At 64.1% G+C, this 17,375-nt stretch carries 13 protein-coding genes and 1 pseudogene; 11 read left to right on the top strand and 3 right to left on the bottom strand.

Annotated features, from left to right (window positions below):
- Positions 1 to 35 precede the first annotated feature (35 nt).
- From hemH to AACR77_RS14450, 6 genes are all read left to right on the top strand, one after another.
- Positions 36 to 1,010 (top strand): ferrochelatase, encoded by a 975-nt coding sequence (gene hemH / locus AACR77_RS14475; RefSeq protein ID WP_042882436.1) that lies wholly within the window; start codon positions 36 to 38, stop codon positions 1,008 to 1,010.
- A 64-nt stretch (positions 1,011 to 1,074) separates the two neighbouring features.
- Positions 1,075 to 1,467: an MAPEG family protein gene (locus AACR77_RS14470; protein WP_010674424.1), complete on the top strand. Its 393-nt coding sequence runs from the start codon at positions 1,075 to 1,077 to the stop codon at positions 1,465 to 1,467.
- A gap of 175 nt (positions 1,468 to 1,642) precedes the next feature.
- Positions 1,643 to 2,947 (top strand): inosine/guanosine kinase, encoded by a 1,305-nt coding sequence (locus AACR77_RS14465; protein WP_010674425.1) that lies wholly within the window; start codon positions 1,643 to 1,645, stop codon positions 2,945 to 2,947.
- A 162-nt stretch (positions 2,948 to 3,109) separates the two neighbouring features.
- Positions 3,110 to 4,738 (top strand): methyl-accepting chemotaxis protein, encoded by a 1,629-nt coding sequence (locus tag AACR77_RS14460; RefSeq protein ID WP_039038910.1) that lies wholly within the window; start codon positions 3,110 to 3,112, stop codon positions 4,736 to 4,738.
- A 123-nt stretch (positions 4,739 to 4,861) separates the two neighbouring features.
- Positions 4,862 to 5,224: a DUF2750 domain-containing protein gene (locus tag AACR77_RS14455; protein WP_010674427.1), complete on the top strand. Its 363-nt coding sequence runs from the start codon at positions 4,862 to 4,864 to the stop codon at positions 5,222 to 5,224.
- Positions 5,225 to 5,371: 147 nt separating this feature from the next.
- Positions 5,372 to 5,866, top strand: coding sequence for a hypothetical protein (locus tag AACR77_RS14450; protein WP_010674428.1), 495 nt, complete (start codon positions 5,372 to 5,374; stop codon positions 5,864 to 5,866).
- Here AACR77_RS14450 and AACR77_RS14445 read toward each other — a convergent pair.
- Positions 5,829 to 7,466 (bottom strand): EAL domain-containing protein, encoded by a 1,638-nt coding sequence (locus AACR77_RS14445; RefSeq protein WP_042882435.1) that lies wholly within the window; start codon positions 7,464 to 7,466, stop codon positions 5,829 to 5,831. The two genes, AACR77_RS14450 and AACR77_RS14445, sit on opposite strands and share 38 nt — an antisense overlap.
- A gap of 188 nt (positions 7,467 to 7,654) precedes the next feature.
- Here AACR77_RS14445 and glgC point away from each other — a divergent pair, with 188 nt between their 5' ends.
- Entirely contained in the window at positions 7,655 to 8,929 is a 1,275-nt protein-coding gene (glgC, locus tag AACR77_RS14440) for a glucose-1-phosphate adenylyltransferase (protein WP_039038908.1), read from the top strand.
- A 58-nt stretch (positions 8,930 to 8,987) separates the two neighbouring features.
- On the opposite strand, the gene AACR77_RS14435 is transcribed toward glgC, so the two are convergent.
- Together AACR77_RS14435 and AACR77_RS14430 are read right to left on the bottom strand one after the other, a co-directional pair.
- Positions 8,988 to 10,988: a hypothetical protein gene (locus AACR77_RS14435; protein ID WP_042882434.1), complete on the bottom strand. Its 2,001-nt coding sequence runs from the start codon at positions 10,986 to 10,988 to the stop codon at positions 8,988 to 8,990.
- A 146-nt stretch (positions 10,989 to 11,134) separates the two neighbouring features.
- A complete protein-coding gene (locus AACR77_RS14430; RefSeq protein ID WP_039038906.1) occupies positions 11,135 to 11,686 on the bottom strand; it encodes a lipoprotein in 552 nt (183 codons plus the stop codon).
- A 335-nt stretch (positions 11,687 to 12,021) separates the two neighbouring features.
- On the opposite strand from AACR77_RS14430, the gene AACR77_RS14425 reads away from it, so the two are divergent.
- From AACR77_RS14425 to amoF, 4 genes and pseudogenes are all read left to right on the top strand, one after another.
- Complete coding sequence (locus AACR77_RS14425; RefSeq protein WP_180321032.1) at positions 12,022 to 13,194, top strand: isochorismate synthase; 1,173 nt, start codon at positions 12,022 to 12,024, stop codon at positions 13,192 to 13,194.
- A complete protein-coding gene (gene amoE / locus AACR77_RS14420) occupies positions 13,191 to 14,855 on the top strand; it encodes an amonabactin biosynthesis (2,3-dihydroxybenzoyl)adenylate synthase AmoE (protein WP_042882432.1) in 1,665 nt (554 codons plus the stop codon). The genes AACR77_RS14425 and amoE overlap by 4 nt, the downstream gene beginning before the upstream one ends.
- A 17-nt stretch (positions 14,856 to 14,872) precedes the next feature.
- Positions 14,873 to 15,790 carry an amonabactin biosynthesis bifunctional protein AmoB gene (gene amoB / locus AACR77_RS14415; protein ID WP_042882431.1) on the top strand — a complete coding sequence of 306 codons (918 nt, stop codon included), beginning with the start codon at positions 14,873 to 14,875 and terminating at the stop codon, positions 15,788 to 15,790.
- Positions 15,787 to 17,375 (top strand): annotated as a pseudogene (gene amoF, locus AACR77_RS14410) (amonabactin biosynthesis non-ribosomal peptide synthetase AmoF); the annotation flags it as partial. The gene amoB and the pseudogene amoF, both read left to right, overlap by 4 nt.

Genomic DNA, 17,375 nt, shown 5'->3' with positions numbered 1-17,375 from the left:
TCCATTCCCACGACATAGAACGACAGGATGCTAACGTGACCACGAAAACCGGGATCTTGCTGGTCAATCTGGGTACCCCGGCCGCGCCGACCACGGCGGCGGTCAAGGCGTTTCTCAGCCAGTTTCTGCACGATCAGCGGGTCGTCGACCTGCCGCGCTACCTCTGGTGCCCCCTGCTTCACTTCATCATCCTGCCGACCCGCTCCCCCAAGGTGGCCAAGCTCTATCAGCAGGTGTGGACCGAGCAGGGTTCCCCCCTGATGGTCATCAGCCAGCAGCAGCGCGCGGCCCTGGAGCACGAGCTCAAGCGGGAAGGGGTCGAGGTGCCGGTGGCGCTCGCCATGACCTATGGCGCCCCGTCGCTGGCCGATGGCTGGCAGGCCCTCAAGGCCCAGGGGGTCAACCGGGTGATCCTGCTGCCGCTCTATCCCCAGTATTCGGTCAGTACCACCGCCTCGGTGTTCGACGCCTGGGCCAGGGCGATGAAAACCGAACGCAATCTGCCGGTGGTGCGGCTCATCCGCGATTACCATGCCCACCCGGAGTACATCCAGGCGCTGGCCATGAGCGTGCGTCGCCACTGGGAGCAGCACGGCCAGGGGGAGCATCTGCTGATGTCCTTCCACGGCATTCCCGAGCGCTACGAGCGGGAAGGGGATCCTTATGGTCATCAGTGCAGGCGCACCGCCGCCCTGCTGGCGGAGGCGCTGGGGCTGGCCCCGGAGCAGTGGACTGCGAGCTTCCAGTCCCGCTTTGGCAAGGAGGAGTGGCTCAAGCCCTACACGGACCTGACCGTGGGCGACTTGCCCTCTCGCGGCGTCAAGCGGCTCGATGTCATCTGCCCGGCCTTCTCGGCGGATTGCCTCGAGACCCTGGAGGAGATCCAGGTGCAGAACCGGGAGATCTTCATGGCCGCCGGTGGCGAGCAGTTTGAATACATCCCGGCCCTCAACAGCGATCAGGCCCATATCCGCATGATGGTTTCCCTCATCTGTCGCGAGCTGGCATGATGGCCGTTCTCATCCGGTGCCCGACGTGGCGGACGTTCGGATTCAACGATAAAGGAGTGTCCTGATGATGCATATCACGCTGATTTACGCCGGCCTGCTCGGGCTCTTGTTCCTGCTGCTCTCCTTCTGGGTGGTCAAGCGCCGCGCCCAGTTCAGGGTGATGATAGGGGAGGGGGAAGCCCCCGAGATGCTGGCCGCGATCCGCGCCCACGGCAACTTTGCCGAGTACGTGCCCCTCACCCTGCTGCTGATGGCCCTGTGCGAACTGGCGGGGGTCGGTGCGCTCTGGCTGCACCTGGGTGGTGTGCTGCTGCTGGTGGGTCGCATCCTGCATGCCATCGGCATCCAGATTCCCAGAGCTCCCAACATGCCGCGCCTCTTCGGCACCCTCTTCTTCTGGCTGTCGCTGGGGATTTTCTCGGTGCTGGCCCTGGTGCAGGGGCTCTCGGCAAGCTGAATGTCATCCCGCAACACCACCCCGTCACGGGGTGGTTTTTTGTGGCAGGCAAGTCAAACGTTTTCCTCGCAAGCCCTTGTCTATACTGACCTCAAAATTCAATCGTGCGACTTTTCGGCGTGGTGGATTGTGTTAAAATCCCGCCCCTCTTTTCCCCAGAGCACAGAAGATTGCCATGAAATTTCCCGGTCAGCGCAAGTCCAAACACTACTTCCCGGTCGACAGACGTGATCCCCTGATCCCGCAGAATTCCCAGCTCACCGAACTGGGCAAGGCCTATGTAGTGGGCATCGATCAGACTCTGGTGGATATCGAAGCCCATGTGGACGAAGACTTCCTGAACCGGTACGGCCTGAGCAAGGGCCACTCCATGCTCATCTCCGACGAGGTGGCGGAGCTGGTCTACGACGAGCTCAAGGCCAACAACATGGTGGTGAGCGAATTTGCCGGCGGCACCATCGGCAACACCATGCACAACTACTCCGTGCTGGCGGACTCCCACTCCATCCTGCTTGGCGTCATGAGCCAGGACATCCGCATCGGCAGCTATGCCTATCGCTATCTGTGCAACACCTCCTCCCGGGTCAACCTCGACTACCTGCAGCCGGTGGACGGCCCGGTCGGGCGCTGCTTCACCTTCATCACCGAAGGGGGAGAGCGCAGCTTTGGCATCAACGCCGGCAAGATGGATCACCTGGATGTGGACCACATCCCCGAGACCATCATCAAGGAGGCCTCGGCCCTGGTGATCACCGCCTACCTGGTGCGCGGCGCCGACGGCACGCCCATGAAGGAGGCCGCCATGGCCGCGGTGCGCTATGCCCGCGAGGCCGGGGTGCCCGTGGTGCTGACCCTGGGCACCCGCTTCGTCATCGACGAGAATCCCCAGTGGTGGCGCGATTTCATCAGCGAGAACGTGACCGTGCTCGCCATGAACGAGGACGAGGCGGAGGCCCTGACCGGGATAAAGGATCCCCTCGGCGCGGCCGACAAGGCGCTGGACTGGGCGGACATGGTGCTCTGCACCGCCGGCCCCATCGGCCTCTACATGGCGAGCTACACCGACGAGGACTACAAGCGCGAGACCACCCACACCCTGCTGCCCGGCGTCATCCCCGAATTCAACATGTACGAGTTCAGCCGCCCCATGGCCCGGGACAAGTGCCGCAAGCCTGCGCGTATCTACTCCCACATCTCCCCCTACATGGGCGGCCCGGAGAAGATAAAGAACACCAACGGGGCAGGGGACGGGGCGCTGTCCGCCGTGCTGCACGACATGGTGGCGAACGCCTATCACCGCATGAACGTGCCGAACTCCGCCAAGCATCTCTCGGAATTCCTGACCTACTCCTCTCTGGCCCAGGTGTGCAAGTACGCCAACCGGGTGAGCTACGAGGTGCTGGCCCAGAGCAGCCCGCGCCTCTCCCGCGGGTTGCCGGAGAAGGAAGACAGCCTGGAAGAGGTGTACTGGGAGCGGTGATACCTCTTCCTGTCGACCACGAGAAAGGGTGCCACTGGGCACCCTTTCTTGTTTTTGGGGCTGGATCATGTTTTTGGCATCGCTTTTGCTGACATCGTGGACAGCCCGCGTCGCGGCGGCATACCTTGTGTTAAGGATATGTAGCTGCTGCGGGGCGAGGGTATGTTGAGACAATGGAGTATCGGTCGGCGTCTGTCGCTGGTGACCCTGATGGTGCTGGCGCTGCTGGGACTGCTGCTGTTCTTCTGCCTGCAGATCTATCAGCAGGGGCTGATGGGGGAGAAGAGCCGCCAGACCCAGGCCCAGGTGGAGACCGCCTACAGCCTGGTGGCGGGGCTGGAAGCCAGGGTACGCAAGGGGGAGCTGGACGAGGCAAGCGCCAAGGCCGAGGCGCTGGCGCTGATCAAGGGGTTGCGTTACGGCAACGATGACTACTTCTGGATCAACGACAGCCACCCCACCATGGTGATGCACCCCATGAAACCCGAGCTGGACGGCAAGGATCTCTCCGGGGTGGAGGACAAGCAGGGGCTCAGGCTGTTCGTCGCCTTCGCCGATCTGGCCCGGGCCCAGGGCGCGGGGGAGGTGGCCTACTACTGGCCCAAGCCGGGGGTGGACGAACCGGTACGCAAGATCTCCTACATCAAGCGCTTCGCCCCCTGGGACTGGATCATCGGCACCGGCGTCTATGTGGACGACGTCGAGGCCCAGTACCGAGAGGTGCTGCACACCCTGCTGGGGATCGGGCTGGTGCTGGCCCTCCTGCTGTTTGCCGTGGTCGGCCTCATTGTGCGCAGCATCGTCGTGCCCCTCTCCCGCTCGGTCTCGGCCCTTGGCAACATCGCCAGGGGGGAGGGGGATCTGCGGGTACGTCTGCCAGAGTCTGGGCGTGACGAGCTGAGCCAGCTCAGCATCAACTTCAACCTCTTCGCCAGCCAGATGGCGCAGCTGGTGGCCCGCAGCCAGCAGATAGCGGATCAGAACCGGGTGCATGCCCACCAGCTGGCCGAGGTGGTGGAGCGTACCGGCGCCATCGTCACCGGCCAGGAGCAGGATACCCTGCGGGTGGCCAGCGCCATGGAGCAGATGACGGTGAGCAGCCGCGAAGTGGGCCAGCACGCGGCCCAGGCCGCCGACGCGGCGGACTCGGCCCTCAATCTGGCCCAGCATGGCCGCGAGGTGGTGGTCCAGACCCGGGAGTCCATCAGCCAGCTGGCGGACGAAATGGTGGAGACGGTGCAGGCGGTGAGCCGCCTCGAGCAGGAGACTCAGCAGATTGGCTCCGTGCTCGACGTCATTCGCGGGGTGGCGGAGCAGACCAACCTGCTGGCCCTCAACGCCGCCATTGAAGCGGCACGGGCCGGGGAGCAGGGGCGCGGCTTTGCGGTGGTCGCCGATGAGGTGCGTACCCTGGCGACCCGCACCCACAGCTCCACCGACGAGATCCGGCAGATGATCCAGCGGCTGCAGGAGGGGGCCGGCAAGGTGGTCAGCGGCATCAGCCAGTTGCAGCAGCTCTCCCGCGCGACGGCGGACAGGGCCGGCGATGCGGATGTCGCCATCAATGCCATCGATGGATCCGTCCACACCATTACTGCCATGAATGGGCAGATTGCCACGGCGGCGGCGGAGCAGAGCCGGGCGGCGGAGGAGATCAACCAGCGGCTGGTGGCCATCACTCAGCTGGCGGCGGATGCCCTGGCCCAAAACCGGCTGACCGAGCAGGCATCCGGGCAACTGGCGCTGGCCTGCGACGAGCTGGGGGCCCTGGTGGCGAAATATCGCATCTGACGGCCTTTCTCCCCGCTTTTTCGGGATAAGGCTTGAGTCTGGGGGGCTTTTGGGACACCATCTGCCCCATTCTCGGCCAGCCCTGGCCGACAGCCTGCCATTGCTTTGCAAGAGAGAGACCCCATGAGCAAACTAACTGACAATCTTGACGCCAATTTCCAGCTGTTCATCGAAGAAGTCCGCGAGTCGGGTCAGGTGTGGGGTCTGCGCTACGGTGAAGACTGGGTGGTGTGCCGCTCCGCCGAGTTCGAAGATGCGGACGTGATGCCGCTCTGGTCCGCCGAAGGGGATGCCCGCCTGCACTGCGTGGACGAGTGGGCGGATTACGAGCCGGAAGTGATCGAGCTCGAAGAGTTCCTGGACATCTGGATCAACGATCTGGACGAGGACGACGTGCTGGTCGGCCCGAACTGGAACGCCGATCTGGAAGGCCAGGAGCTCGAGCCCATCGAACTGGCCAAGGCGCTGGTGGAACTGGACGCCTGAGTCAGCCGTCCTGCCGGATTGTGATGAGCCGGCCCCCGGAAGGGGGTCGGTTTTTTTATGGCCGCCATGGGCCATGAAAAGGTGATTTGCCTTTGCACCCGTCCCGGGGATGGGTCATCATCAACCCTTTGCCGATCGGGAGGTGCCATGTTTGTCTTTGACGTGACCACGAAGGCGGGGGCGCAGGGGAGGATCCAGGTGCAGGCGCTGGACTGGAGCCAGAGCGGCCCGGTGAGCTTTCAGTGTGACAGCGACGAGCTGGCCCTGGTGCTGCTGAGCGGGTGCCGCTGCGATGCCGTGGGGTACTTCAATCTGCTGGGGGGCTGCAAGCCGCTCTACGTGGAGCAGTGGCTCACCTATTTGCAGGAGCGTGGCCAGCTGGAGAAGGTCACTGCCCGCCAGGAGAGCCCGTCCCAACCCGATTACCTGACCCGGGCCGGGCTGGCGGACGACGAGCTCAATGCCCTGCTCGGCCAGATCTACAAGGTGGCCGGGTTCAACCGCCTGCAGATCAACCGCTACCTCAAGCATCGCCACAACCCGACCATGCTGGCGACCCGTTACGATCAGAAGGAGCTGGAGCGTTATCGCCAGCTCAACGACATCATTCTGACCCTGTTGAAGCTGAAACCGTCTCCGTGAAGATCCCCATCTGACCGATCTCCGGTCCCAGTTCCTGGGGCCGGGCGATGAGGTAGCCCTGCAAGCCGTCCACATACATGCTCTGCAGCATCTGCTTCTGGCCTATCTGTTCCACCCCTTCTGCGATCACCAGGCAGCCCATGCGATGGGAGACGTCGACGATCATCCGCACGAACTGCTGGTTGGTGAGATCCTGCTCCAGCTCGGTGATGAGACCGGGGTCCAGCTTGATGTAGTCGGGTTTGAGCTCGCGAAACAGGCTGAAGGAGCCGATCCCCTTGCCGAAGTTGCAGATGGCCGAGCGGCTGCCGTGGCGCCTGAGCAGCTCGAACAGCCGCCTGGACCCGGTCAGGTTGCGCTCCAGGTGCTCCTCGTCGAGCTCGAACACCAGGTTGGCCCCGATGTCGGGGTCTTTTTGCAACTGGTGATCCAGCCAGATGAGAAAGGCGCTGTTTTGCAGCAGGGAGCCCGGCAGATTGAGACCCCATCGGCTGTTGTGGCCTCCGAAGGCGCGGTATTGGCGGATGACGTGGCGGATCACCATCTGGGTCAGGCGTAGTACCATATCCAGCCGCTGCGCCATGGCGAGCAGGGTATCGCTTGGCAGCACGGTGCCGTCGCTGCTGCTGAAACGGGGATAGATCTCGTGATAGGCGAGCATGCCGCGATGCAGGGGCTGGATGGGCTGGCAGGTGAAGTTGACGCTCTCCTGCTCCAGTAGATCGGTCAGCACCTGGGTCCAGTGACGCTGACCCTGCACCTCGACCACCTCGTCGTTCTGCTGGATGGCCCAGCCATTGACCACCTCTGTCTGGGCGCGGGCCAGCGCGAGATCCGCCCGGGCCAGAATGGCCTCTATCTTCTGCTCGCTGCTCAAGCGGGTCATGCCCGAGTAGGCGGCGCTCTCGAGCTCGTGATCGTGCTGATAGCGATCGAAGGCGAGCTTCAGATCCCGTCCCAGCAGATGGGGCGGGATCTGGGCCAGGGGGGGCAGCAGGACGGCAAAATCGGCCCCCGAGATGCGATAGACCCGGTGGCCCGGGAAGCGGCTGACGGTGTGGCTGATGAGGGCGGCGATGTCCCGGATGTAGGCATCCCCGGACTGGAAGCCGCGCTGGGCGTTGAGGGTCCCGAGCTCGGTGGCGCGGATGAGCACCAGGATGGCGGTCTGGGTGTTTTCCTGTTGCAGCAGCTCGGTCAGATCGCGCCGGAAGGCGTGGCGGTTGCCAAGCCCCGTCATCTCGTCCCGGGTCGCCTGATTGTGCAATTCGGTGATCTGGCGGTGGGCATCGATCTCGGCCTCATTGAAGGACGCAAGGAGCTGGCGCAGAGCCGTTTGTGCCTGTACGCTGTCGAGCATGGCGGGATCCCGCTGCTGCAGCGCCAGCAGCCAGCGTTGCTCCTGCCTCGCCTTTTCTCCACGGCGCACGCTGTGGGTGAGAAAGAGCTGCAGGGCGAATCCCGTCAGGGTGGTCATCAGGACCAGCAGCAGGGTGAGCGGTGAGGCGGGGGGGGCGAGCAGCACTCCCTGCAACAGCAGCATGGGAATGCAGACCAGTGCGCTGACCAGCAGCAGGTTTCCCTCATGTTTATTCAACATCGTTTCATCCTTGATGATGTTCATGATGTAGAAATTCTAACCAAGTCGCTGGCGCAAAACATGAGTACTCACGCAACTCCACGATAAAGCGCCGGCGGAATGCAACTAAATGTGAGTGAAAACACTTTCATGGTCTGTAAAAAAAGCGAAGATGGGTTGAAAACAGCCCCAACAGAGCAGAGGTAGATATGTTGCTAGAACCCGTAGACACCGCCAAAGCACGGCAACTATTGAATCAGAGTATGGCCTTGGTGCTCGCAGGGGGACGGGGCAGCCGCCTGAAGCAGTTGACCGATAACCGCGCCAAGCCCGCCGTCCACTTTGGCGGCAAATTCCGTATCATCGACTTCGTGCTCTCCAACTGCATCAACTCCGGCATCCGCCGGGTGGGTGTGGTGACCCAGTACAAGTCCCACAGTCTGTTGCGCCACCTGCAATCGGGCTGGTCTTTCCTGCGCTACCAGATGAACGAGTTCATCGACTTGCTGCCCGCCCAGCAGCGGGTGGACGAGGTGCACTGGTATCGCGGCACCGCAGACGCCATCTACCAGAACGTCGACATCATCCGTGACTACGGTCCCAAGTACATCGTGGTGCTGGCAGGGGATCACATCTACAAGATGGACTACGCCGCCATGCTGCTCGATCACGTGCGCCTCGGCGCCAAGGTGACGGTGGCCTGTATCGAGGTACCGCGCTGCGAGGCATCGGCCTTCGGCGTCATGGACATCGACGAGCAACGCAAGATCCGCGCCTTCGTGGAGAAACCGGCCAATCCGCCTGCCATGCCGGGCTGCGAGGATCGCTCGCTGGCCTCCATGGGCATCTACATCTTCGAGGCGGAGTACCTCTACCAGTTGCTGGAAGAGGACATCCACAACCAGGAGTCCAAGCACGACTTCGGCATGGACGTGATCCCGCGCATCGTGGGGGAGGGCAAGGCCTTTGCCCATCCGTTCAACATGTCCTGTGTCGGGGCCAAGGAGGGGCAAAAACCCTACTGGCGCGACGTGGGGACCCTGGATTCGTTCTGGGAGGCGAACATGGACCTTGCCTCCGTGGTGCCCGAGCTCGACATCTATGACGAGAACTGGCCCATCTGGACCAGCCAGAACATGTCGCCCCCGGCCAAGTTCGTGCAGGACAGAAACGGCCAGCACGGCATGACCATCAACTCCATGTTTGCGGGGGGCTCCATCGTGAGCGGCTCCTTCGTGCTCAACTCGGTGTTGTTCACCAACGTGCGGGTGCACTCCTTCTGTACCCTGGATCAGGCGGTGATCTTCCCCGGGGTCGAGATCGGGGCTGGTTGCCGCTTGCGCCGGGTGGTGGTGGACAAGGGGTGCAAGCTGCCAGACGGCCTGGTGGTGGGGGAGAACGCGGACGAGGATGCACGCCGCTTCTACCGCTCCGAGCAGGGCATCGTGCTGGTGACCAAGCCGATGCTGGCCAAGCTCGGCTAACCTCGTCGACACAGACAAAAAAAGGGAGCCCTGGGCTCCCTTTCTATTGGTGGTCGATTTATTTCTCGCTGACCAGGGCCTTGCCGGCCATCACCATGGCGGTGCCATGCTTGCCACCGGCGGCGGTCACTTGCGGGACGCCATCTTCGTCGGTGTCGCTGCCGGCACCCTCGATGACGTTCTCGCCGGAGTCGCCGACCCATTCGGCCATCTGCATGCCGCCGTTGACGGTGCCGCGGAACCAGCTCACGTAGCGCTGGGTCAGCTGTGCCAGCTCCAGCTCGGGTGCCTTCTCGGCCCCTTCGTTGCGCAGGTTCAGCATGGCGGAGCGCAGGGCGCCGGAGATGGCGGCCTGGGTCCAGGGGGTGTATTCACCCTGCTTGCCGGCGAGCCAGGTACCGGCCTTGGCATTGAAGTAGGCCTTGTCGGCGGCGATGAAGAGCTCGCGCGCCGCGGTGCGGTACTTGGCATCCGAGGTGGCCAGGAAGGCGGCGGTCAGGCCGCGGATGGCGGCGAACTGCGCGTCGATGGACTGACCGGCGTCAAGCTTGCCGCCCAGTGTCAGACCGTCATGGACCAGGCCGTTCTTGCCCTTGAGGTTGGCGAGGATGAAATCGGCCTGCTTGCGGACCAGTGCGATCGCCTGCTCACCCTGTGGGGTCTTGAGGTTCAGCTCGCCATTGTCACCGGCGGCGTAACCCACCGGCAGCGCATCCTGGGCGCGCTGGAAGATCTGCAGGGCGACCAGGGCGTAGGCGGCGTCGAAGGTAGTGACGTGCCCGGCCTGTTTGCCAGCTTGCCAGCTGTCGACCAGGGTGCCGGCCTTGGGCTCGAAGTGCAGGGCCAGCAGGTTCTTGAAGGTGAGGTTGGAGAGGTTCAGGGCCAGGGAGAAGGCATCGCTGCCCGCCACCGCCTTGCCCAGATCGTTGGTCTGGTTGGCAGCCGGAGCGGCGGCGAACGGGGTACCGTCAAACACGGCGTGGAAGGCCGGGTTCTGATTGGTGTTGGCCGTGCGCTGATCGCTGAAGGCGTAGAACTCGGAGAGGGGCCACAGCAGCATCCAGGCGTCGCGCAACTGGGCGGAGCCGTCCACGACCTCCAGCTTGCCGATGGCACCGGCGTCGTTCTTGCTGGTCTCGGTCACCTTCACCTGATGAGGGAAGTAGACAACCCCCTTGGCCGGATCGTACTGCGGGGTGATTTTGGCGCCCAGGGTCTTGCCGTCAAAGCCGAGCTGACCCTGCAGGATGGCGAGCTTGTCGATGGACTGCTCGGTCAGCATCATGCCGTTGAAGCCGTCGGCGGCAGAAACCCCCAGCTTGTGCTTGCCGTCCTGATCCATGGTGGCGGACGCGGCTTCCACCTCTTCATCGGTCTCGGCCACGTGCATGCCCCCCAGGAAATCCTGGGACCACATCACTTCCTTGAGCAGGATGCCGCCCACGGCGGCCGGGACCAGCAGGTTGTCACTGCCGCTCCAGCGCAGGGTGGCGTAGTCGCGGAAGTAGGCGGGGACCTGGGTCTTGACGCTCTTCTCGTTGCCCTTGGCGGTCTTGATGGTGATCTGGTCACCGTTGACCGGGGTGGCGTTCACGGCCTGGGCGAACTCCGGGTTGGCGGAGGCGTAGGGCAGGGAGAGGGGATACATGCCCTGGGGAATTTCATCGGCGGGGAAGCCGACGGCCTCTGCCATGGCCAGTACCCGTTTGCCCAGGTCGGCCAGGGTGCCGCCACGGGCCTGGTTTTGCGGCCCGTTTACCAGATGGGGGCCCATGCCGGACTGGTAGTTGAGGGCGTACATTGCCTCTTCGGAGTATTCATAGGATTCGATGCCGGCGGCGAAGTCGAACGGGGTCGGCTCGTCGGCGCGGTTGGCGTCCAGCACATCCAGATCCAGACCGAGGGCCTCGGCCAGCGGCTCGCCGGAGAGCTCGAATTCGGTGTAGGCCAGCATGTTGGCGGCGGTGTTGAACGTCTTGTCCTCCACCTTGACGGCAGCCTGTGCAGCGCTGCTGAGGAGTGCGCAGGCGATCGCCTGCACCAGTACGGTTTTTCTCATGTCCTTCTCACCATATTGTTGATTTTATTATGACGCTTCTCATGAATCTAAATGAGAATGGTGTGCATTATGGGGCAAAGGGCGGGGCTTGAGAAGAAAAAAACCGCGCCCCGGTGGGGTGAAGAGGAGAGGCGCGGCGGCAGGTGTCACATCAGTTTGAAGGGGATGACCAGTCGGCCCGGCTCCACCTTGAGGGCCTCGACCTTCTCCTTGATCCGCGCCTCGTTCTGGCGGCTGCCATCGAGCCGGTAGACGGGGGTCTGGGAGAGGAACAGGGAGAGGGACTGGTTGAAGGTGGGCAAGAGCGGGGAGAGGGCGGTGCCCACGTCCGCCGGCTCGGTCTTGACGGAGAGCAATTCGAGATCGCGCAGATAGATGGCGCCTTGCTCCGCCACATAGTCCGGGCGTGCCCGCAGGGAGAGGCGGATCTTCATCTGCTGGCTGCCAAGGGGGCTCGCCACCTGCAGCTCGCCGGCGGCATCCAGCTCGACCTTGTCGGCCTGGCTGCGGCCGATGCGGCTTTGCATGTCATCGAGTCGGATCTTGCTCGACATGATGCCGGGGATCCCCAGCTGTTTCTCGAAGGCGACTCGCTCCTTGAGGTACTGGTTGATCTCCCCTTCGCTGACGCTGTACTGGGTCAGCGAGCAGGCCGCCAGCAGCAGGGCGAAGGGAAGCAGAAGCAGGTGTTTCAACATGGGAGGGTTCCATTTTCGGGGCTGTCACAAGAGGTGGCGCCATCTTAGAGGCAAAGCGGGTTGGCCGCCAGTGGGGCCTCTATGACCGGTTTCTGTCGCATCCCCCATATGGGGATGGCAATCCGTTTTCATTCGAGTAGCTATTTCCCTTCACCGCCAGCAGGCCCGCCCTGGCGTCATCCCCGACATACCCACAGACAAGCTCCTGTTTTAACGATGCAAAATCCCATTGACCCCGCGATTTCAAAGCGAGTATTTTACCGCCGCACAAAGTCAAACTGATAATCATTATCATTTTGAATCTTCTTTGAGGGTATGACGTGAAGACTCGAGTAATGGACAATGGCGCACCTGCCGAGGCGAAGATGTCGCCTGATTTCTTGTTTACCTCGTGTCAGGGCACGATCAGTGCCACTGACCTGGGGCAACCCATCACCACCCCCGCCTGCGAGTGGCCCCTGCTGGCACAGCAGATAACCCTGGCCCTCGATGCCGCCAGGGCTGCCGGCCAGAGCAACCCCCTGCTCATCGGTGCTTTTGCGTTCGACCCGGCAGAGGCTTCCTGCCTCTATGTGCCCGGCCGTTATGAGCGGGGCGAGAAACTGGCCCCGACAGAGCCGACACCGGCGACAGAAGTGGAGCAGACCGTCGAGGCCAACCGGGTCATCTCGGTGCAGAGCACCCCGCCGGCCAGCGAATTCCAGGCCTCGGTCAGTGCGGCGCTGGATGCGTTTGCACAAGGTCGGCTCGCCAAGGTGGTGCTGTCGCGCAAACTCACCCTTACCCTGCACCGGCCCGCCGACCCTACGCAGGTGATGGCCCGTTTGATGGCCCAGAATCCCCACGCCTTCCACTTCTCCCTGCCGCTCGGCCAGGGTCGCCGCCTGCTGGGCGCCAGCCCGGAGCTGCTGCTGCGGGTCAGCGGGGGAGAGGTGTTCACCCATCCGTTGGCGGGCTCCGCCAGACGGGTGAGCGAGCCGGCGCAAGACGAAATGGTGGCCAGGGATCTGCTGGCTTCTCGCAAGGATCAGCATGAACACAAGTTGGTGATCGACGAGATCCGCCGGGTGCTGACCCCCCACTGCCGCGAGCTGGCGATCCCCGCTCATCCCTCGCTGATGAGCACGGATACCCTCTGGCATCTGGGCACACCCATCGCTGGCCGGCTCAATGGCGGCGAGGCATCGGTGCTCTCCTTGGCCTGCCAGCTGCATCCCACCCCGGCCCTGTGCGGCTATCCCACCGAACTCGCCCGCCAGTTCATCCGCGAGCAGGAGCCCTTCCGGCGCGCCCTGTTCAGCGGCATCGTCGGTTGGTGCGACAACCAGGGCAACGGCGAGTGGGCCGTGGTGATCCGCTGCGGCGTGCTCGATGGCCATCAGGTCGAGCTGTTTGCCGGCGCCGGTATCGTCGCGGGCTCGGATCCCGCCATGGAATGGGCCGAGACCGGCACCAAGCTTGGCACCATGCTCAAGGCACTGGGCCTGAGTCCGGAGGTGGCGCAATGAGCCAATTCAACCACTTCCTGCCCTATACCCGCTGGCCCGACGAATTGGCCCAGCAGTACCGCACCAAGGGCTATTGGCGCGGCGAGCCGCTGACCACCATGCTGGCGCGCCAGTGCGAGCTGGCCCCCGACGCCGAGGCGATCCTCTGCGGTGAGCGGCGCTTGAGCTATGGCGAGCTGGACGCCGCCTCGAGCCGGCTGGCCGCGAGTCTGGCCCGCCACGGCCTGGGGGTGGGGGACACCGCGCTGGTGCAGCTCCCCAACGTGGCCGAGTTCTATCTGGTGTTCTTCGCCCTGCTCAAGGCCGGCATCGCGCCGGTCAATGCGCTCTTTAGCCACAACCGGCTGGAGCTCCTCTCTTATGCCGAGCAGATCACACCGCGCCTCTTTATCGGCTCGCTGGCTCATCCGCTGTTTGCGAGCAAGGGTCGCGAGAGCGAGCTGCTGACAACCATCAGCGCCGAGCTGGTGCTGCTGGATGGCGATGGGGGGGAGCTGGGGCTGACCCGCTGGTTGACGAAGGGGGATGAGAGTGAGCCAGTGAAATATGGCCCGACCCCGGGGGACGAGGTGGCCTTCTTCCAGCTCTCCGGCGGCAGCACCGGCACCCCCAAGCTCATCCCGCGCACCCACGACGATTACCTGTACAGCGTGCGCCGCAGCAACGAAATTTGCGGCCTCGGCCCCCATACCCGCTATCTGTGCGCCCTGCCGGCGCCCCACAACTTCCCCCTGAGCTCCCCGGGCGCCCTGGGGGTATTCGAGGCGGGCGGCACTGTGGTGCTTGCATCCGATCCCAGCCCCATCAGCTGTTTCCCGCTGATCGCCCGCCACCGGGTCAATCTCACCTCGCTGGTGCCGCCGGCGGTCTCCCTCTGGCTGCAGGCAGCGGAAGCGGACCCCACTGCGCGCACTCAGCTCGAGAGCCTCGACTTGATGCAAGTGGGCGGCGCCAAGCTGGGGGAGGCGGTGGCCAGCAAGATTGGGCCGCTGCTCGGCTGCCGGCTGCAGCAGGTGTTCGGCATGGCGGAAGGGCTGGTCAACTACACCCGGCTGGACGACCCCGACGAGAAGGTGATCCATACCCAGGGCCGCCCCATGAGCCCGGACGACGAGGTGCGCATCCTCGATGAGGCGGGCAATCCGGTTGCCCCCGGCGAGCCTGGCGCCCTGCACACCCGCGGCCCCTATACCTTCCGCGGCTACTACCAGAGCCCGGCTCACAACGCCCGGGTGTTCGATGTCGAGGGTTTCTACTGCTCCGGCGATCTGGTGGTACAGGATGCCGATGGTTACCTCACCGTGGTGGGGCGGCAGAAGGATCAGATCAACCGGGGCGGCGAGAAGATCGCGGCGGAAGAGGTGGAAAACCAGCTGCTGCACCATCCGGCCATTACCCATGCGGCCCTGGTCTCCATGCCCGACAGCGCCATGGGGGAGAAGAGCTGCGCCTTCATCGTCAGCACGGATCCCGCCTTGAAGCCGCTGGCCTTGCGCAAGTTTCTGCGCGAGCGCGGGGTGGCGGACTTCAAGCTGCCCGACCGTTTCGAAACCCTGGACGCCCTGCCCATGACGGCGGTGGGCAAGATTGACAAGCAGGGGCTGCGGGCGCGCATTGCGCACGCCATCGCCGCCAACCAGCCTCTACAGCATAAAAACTAGTAAGGAATCATGACGTTATGGCTATCCCAACCCTGAACAATTACGCCATGCCCAGCCAGTGGAAGGCCAACAAGGTCGACTGGTCTCTGGATCCCAAACGTGCCGCCCTGCTGATCCACGACATGCAGGAGTACTTCACCGCCTTCTATGGCGAAAACAGCCCGCTGATCGCGGCGCTCACCGAGCAGCTGGCCGCCGTGCGCAAGCAGTGCAAGGCCCTCGGCATCCCGGTCTTCTACACCGCCCAGCCCAAGGATCAATCCCCTGAAGATCGCGCTTTGCTCAACGACATGTGGGGCCCGGGTCTCAACAAGAGCCCCGAGCTGCAGCAGGTGGTGGCAGCGCTGCGCCCGGAGCGTGACGACACCGTGCTGGTCAAGTGGCGTTACAGCGCCTTCCAGCGCTCCGAGCTGGAGCAGATGCTCAAAGCGCTGGGACGGGATCAGCTGATCATCGGCGGTATCTACGGCCATATCGGCTGCATGATGACCGCCTGTGACGCCTTCATGCGCGACATCCAGCCCTTCTTCCTGGCGGACGGGGTGGCGGACTTCTCCCTGGCCGACCATCAGATGGCGCTCGACTATGTGGCAACCCGCTGCGGCAAGGTGATCCGCTGCGAGGAGGTGCTGGCCCTCGCCCCGGCTTCTGCCGCCCAGACCAATCCGCTCCTGACCAATCCGTTGCTGACGTATGAGGGGCTCAAGGCACGGCTGCTGAGTCACATCGACGAGGACGAAGATGAGTTTGATCCCGACGAGAACCTCATCGACTACGGTCTGGATTCGGTGCGGATCATGGCCCTGCTCACCGAGTGGCGCGCCGCCGGGGTGGAGCTCGGCTTCGTGGATCTCGCCAAGCTGCCGACCCTCAACGGCTGGTGGCGCCTCATCGAGGCCAGGCTGGCAGCCCAGGCGCTGGAGGTGACCCCATGAACCGCTTCCCCTTGACCATCCCCCAGCAGGGGCTCTGGTCCGGACATCTGCTGAACGACGACAAAGCGATGTTCAACACCGCCGAGTGCATTGCCTTCGACGGCAAGGTCGAGGCGGCCGTGCTGGTCGCGGCCCTTGCCAAGGCGGTGGGGGAGTGCGAGGCGCTCAAGGGCCACTTCGAAGACGATAAGGAGGCGGTCTGCTTCGTCTCGCATGAGCTGCCCTTGGCCTATGAAGAGGTCTCCCTCGAGCACGATGACGAGACGCTGGCCCGCGCCTGGGCCTGGGCCGATCTGCGCCGCCCGTTCGAGCTGACCCAAGAGGCGCCCTGCCGTTTCGCCTTGCTGCGCGGCCCCGGCCGCGATTATCTCTACAGCTGCGTGCACCACATCGCCCTCGACGGCTTTGGCACCACCTTGCTGTTCCAGCGCATCGCCGAACTGTATGCAGAGGGGCTGGCCGGTGAGATGAACTCCCCATCTCCCTTCGGCTCTCTGGCGGAGGTGCTGGCAGAAGAGGCGAGCCGCGAGCAGAGCGGCAAGAACGACGCCGCCCGCGCCTTCTGGCAGGAGCAGCTGCAAGGCTGGCCCGAGGTGAAATCCTTTGGCGAGGCCCGCGCCCCCATCGCCGCCGAGTTTATTCGCGAGAGCCGCCCGCTGCCGGCGGCTCTCTGGCAATCCCTGACCAGCTTTGCCGACGAGCACAAGCTGGGCTGGCCCGATCTGCTGCTGGCCGGCCTCTCGGCCCAGCTGTCGCTGTCGAGCGGCCAGGATAAGACCCTGCTCGGCCTGATGATGATGAACCGCATCGGCTCGGCGTCGCTGACCGTGCCCTGCATGCAGATGAACATCACCCCGTTGGCGCTGGCGCTTGGTGAAGAGCTGAGTCTGGCGGGGGCCGCCGGCGCCGTGGCCAAGGCCAAGCGCGGGGTGCGCAAGCACCAGCACTACCGCTACGAGCTGCTGCGCCGCGACCTTGGCCTGGTGGGGGGAGACAAACGCCTGTTCGGCCCCCTGGTCAACATCATGCCGTTCGATCACGCTCGCCGCTTCGGGCCGCTATCTGCCCATATTCTCAACATCAGCGCCGGCCCGGTGGAGGATCTCACCATCGAGGTGCAGGTCGGCGTCGATGGTCAGCCCAGACTGGATCTGGACGCCAACCCCGACTGCTACCAGCAGGCCGATCTGGCAGCCATCGCCGATACCCTCTTTGCCCTGCTGGGACGCTGGCTGGCCGAGCCCGCCCAGACCCTGGGGACCCTCAAGGCCGACTGGCTGGCCGAGCAGCGCCAATCCGCCCTGATCTCTGGCCCAGCCCACGAAGCTCTCCAGGTGCGCCCCGTGCTGGAGGCGCTCTGCCACTTCGCCGCCCAGACCCCGAACAAGATTGCCCTGATACAAGGGGAGGCGAGCGTCAGCTACGAGGCGCTGCTGGCCCGTTCCGAACAGATGGCGGCCGCCCTGCAGGCCGCAGGCGTCGCCCCCGGCGACAAGGTGGGGGTCATGCTGGCCCGCAGCCCCCAGGCCATCTTCGCCCAGCTGGCGGTGCTGCTGGCGGGCGCCGTCTATGTGCCCCTCGATCC

Source organism: Aeromonas sp. ZOR0002, assembly GCF_963866995.1.
In the GTDB taxonomy this organism is placed as follows: Bacteria; Pseudomonadota; Gammaproteobacteria; order Enterobacterales; family Aeromonadaceae; genus Aeromonas; species Aeromonas caviae.
Note: the sequence above shows the minus strand (reverse complement) of the source record. Positions and strands in the feature narration are given on the sequence as shown.

Bases quoted from the DNA above. Each gene is read 5' to 3' on its own strand.
- AACR77_RS14470 (WP_010674424.1), top strand. From the start codon at position 1,075: ATGATGCATATCACGCTGATTTACGCCGGCCTGCTCGGGCTCTTGTTC.
- AACR77_RS14465 (WP_010674425.1), top strand. From the start codon at position 1,643: ATGAAATTTCCCGGTCAGCGCAAGTCCAAACACTACTTCCCGGTCGAC.
- AACR77_RS14460 (WP_039038910.1), top strand. From the start codon at position 3,110: ATGTTGAGACAATGGAGTATCGGTCGGCGTCTGTCGCTGGTGACCCTG.
- AACR77_RS14455 (WP_010674427.1), top strand. From the start codon at position 4,862: ATGAGCAAACTAACTGACAATCTTGACGCCAATTTCCAGCTGTTCATC.
- AACR77_RS14450 (WP_010674428.1), top strand. From the start codon at position 5,372: ATGTTTGTCTTTGACGTGACCACGAAGGCGGGGGCGCAGGGGAGGATC.
- AACR77_RS14445 (WP_042882435.1), bottom strand. From the start codon at position 7,466: ATGTTGAATAAACATGAGGGAAACCTGCTGCTGGTCAGCGCACTGGTC.
- glgC (WP_039038908.1), top strand. From the start codon at position 7,655: ATGTTGCTAGAACCCGTAGACACCGCCAAAGCACGGCAACTATTGAAT.
- AACR77_RS14435 (WP_042882434.1), bottom strand. From the start codon at position 10,988: ATGAGAAAAACCGTACTGGTGCAGGCGATCGCCTGCGCACTCCTCAGC.
- AACR77_RS14430 (WP_039038906.1), bottom strand. From the start codon at position 11,686: ATGTTGAAACACCTGCTTCTGCTTCCCTTCGCCCTGCTGCTGGCGGCC.
- AACR77_RS14425 (WP_180321032.1), top strand. From the start codon at position 12,022: ATGGACAATGGCGCACCTGCCGAGGCGAAGATGTCGCCTGATTTCTTG.
- amoE (WP_042882432.1), top strand. From the start codon at position 13,191: ATGAGCCAATTCAACCACTTCCTGCCCTATACCCGCTGGCCCGACGAA.
- amoB (WP_042882431.1), top strand. From the start codon at position 14,873: ATGGCTATCCCAACCCTGAACAATTACGCCATGCCCAGCCAGTGGAAG.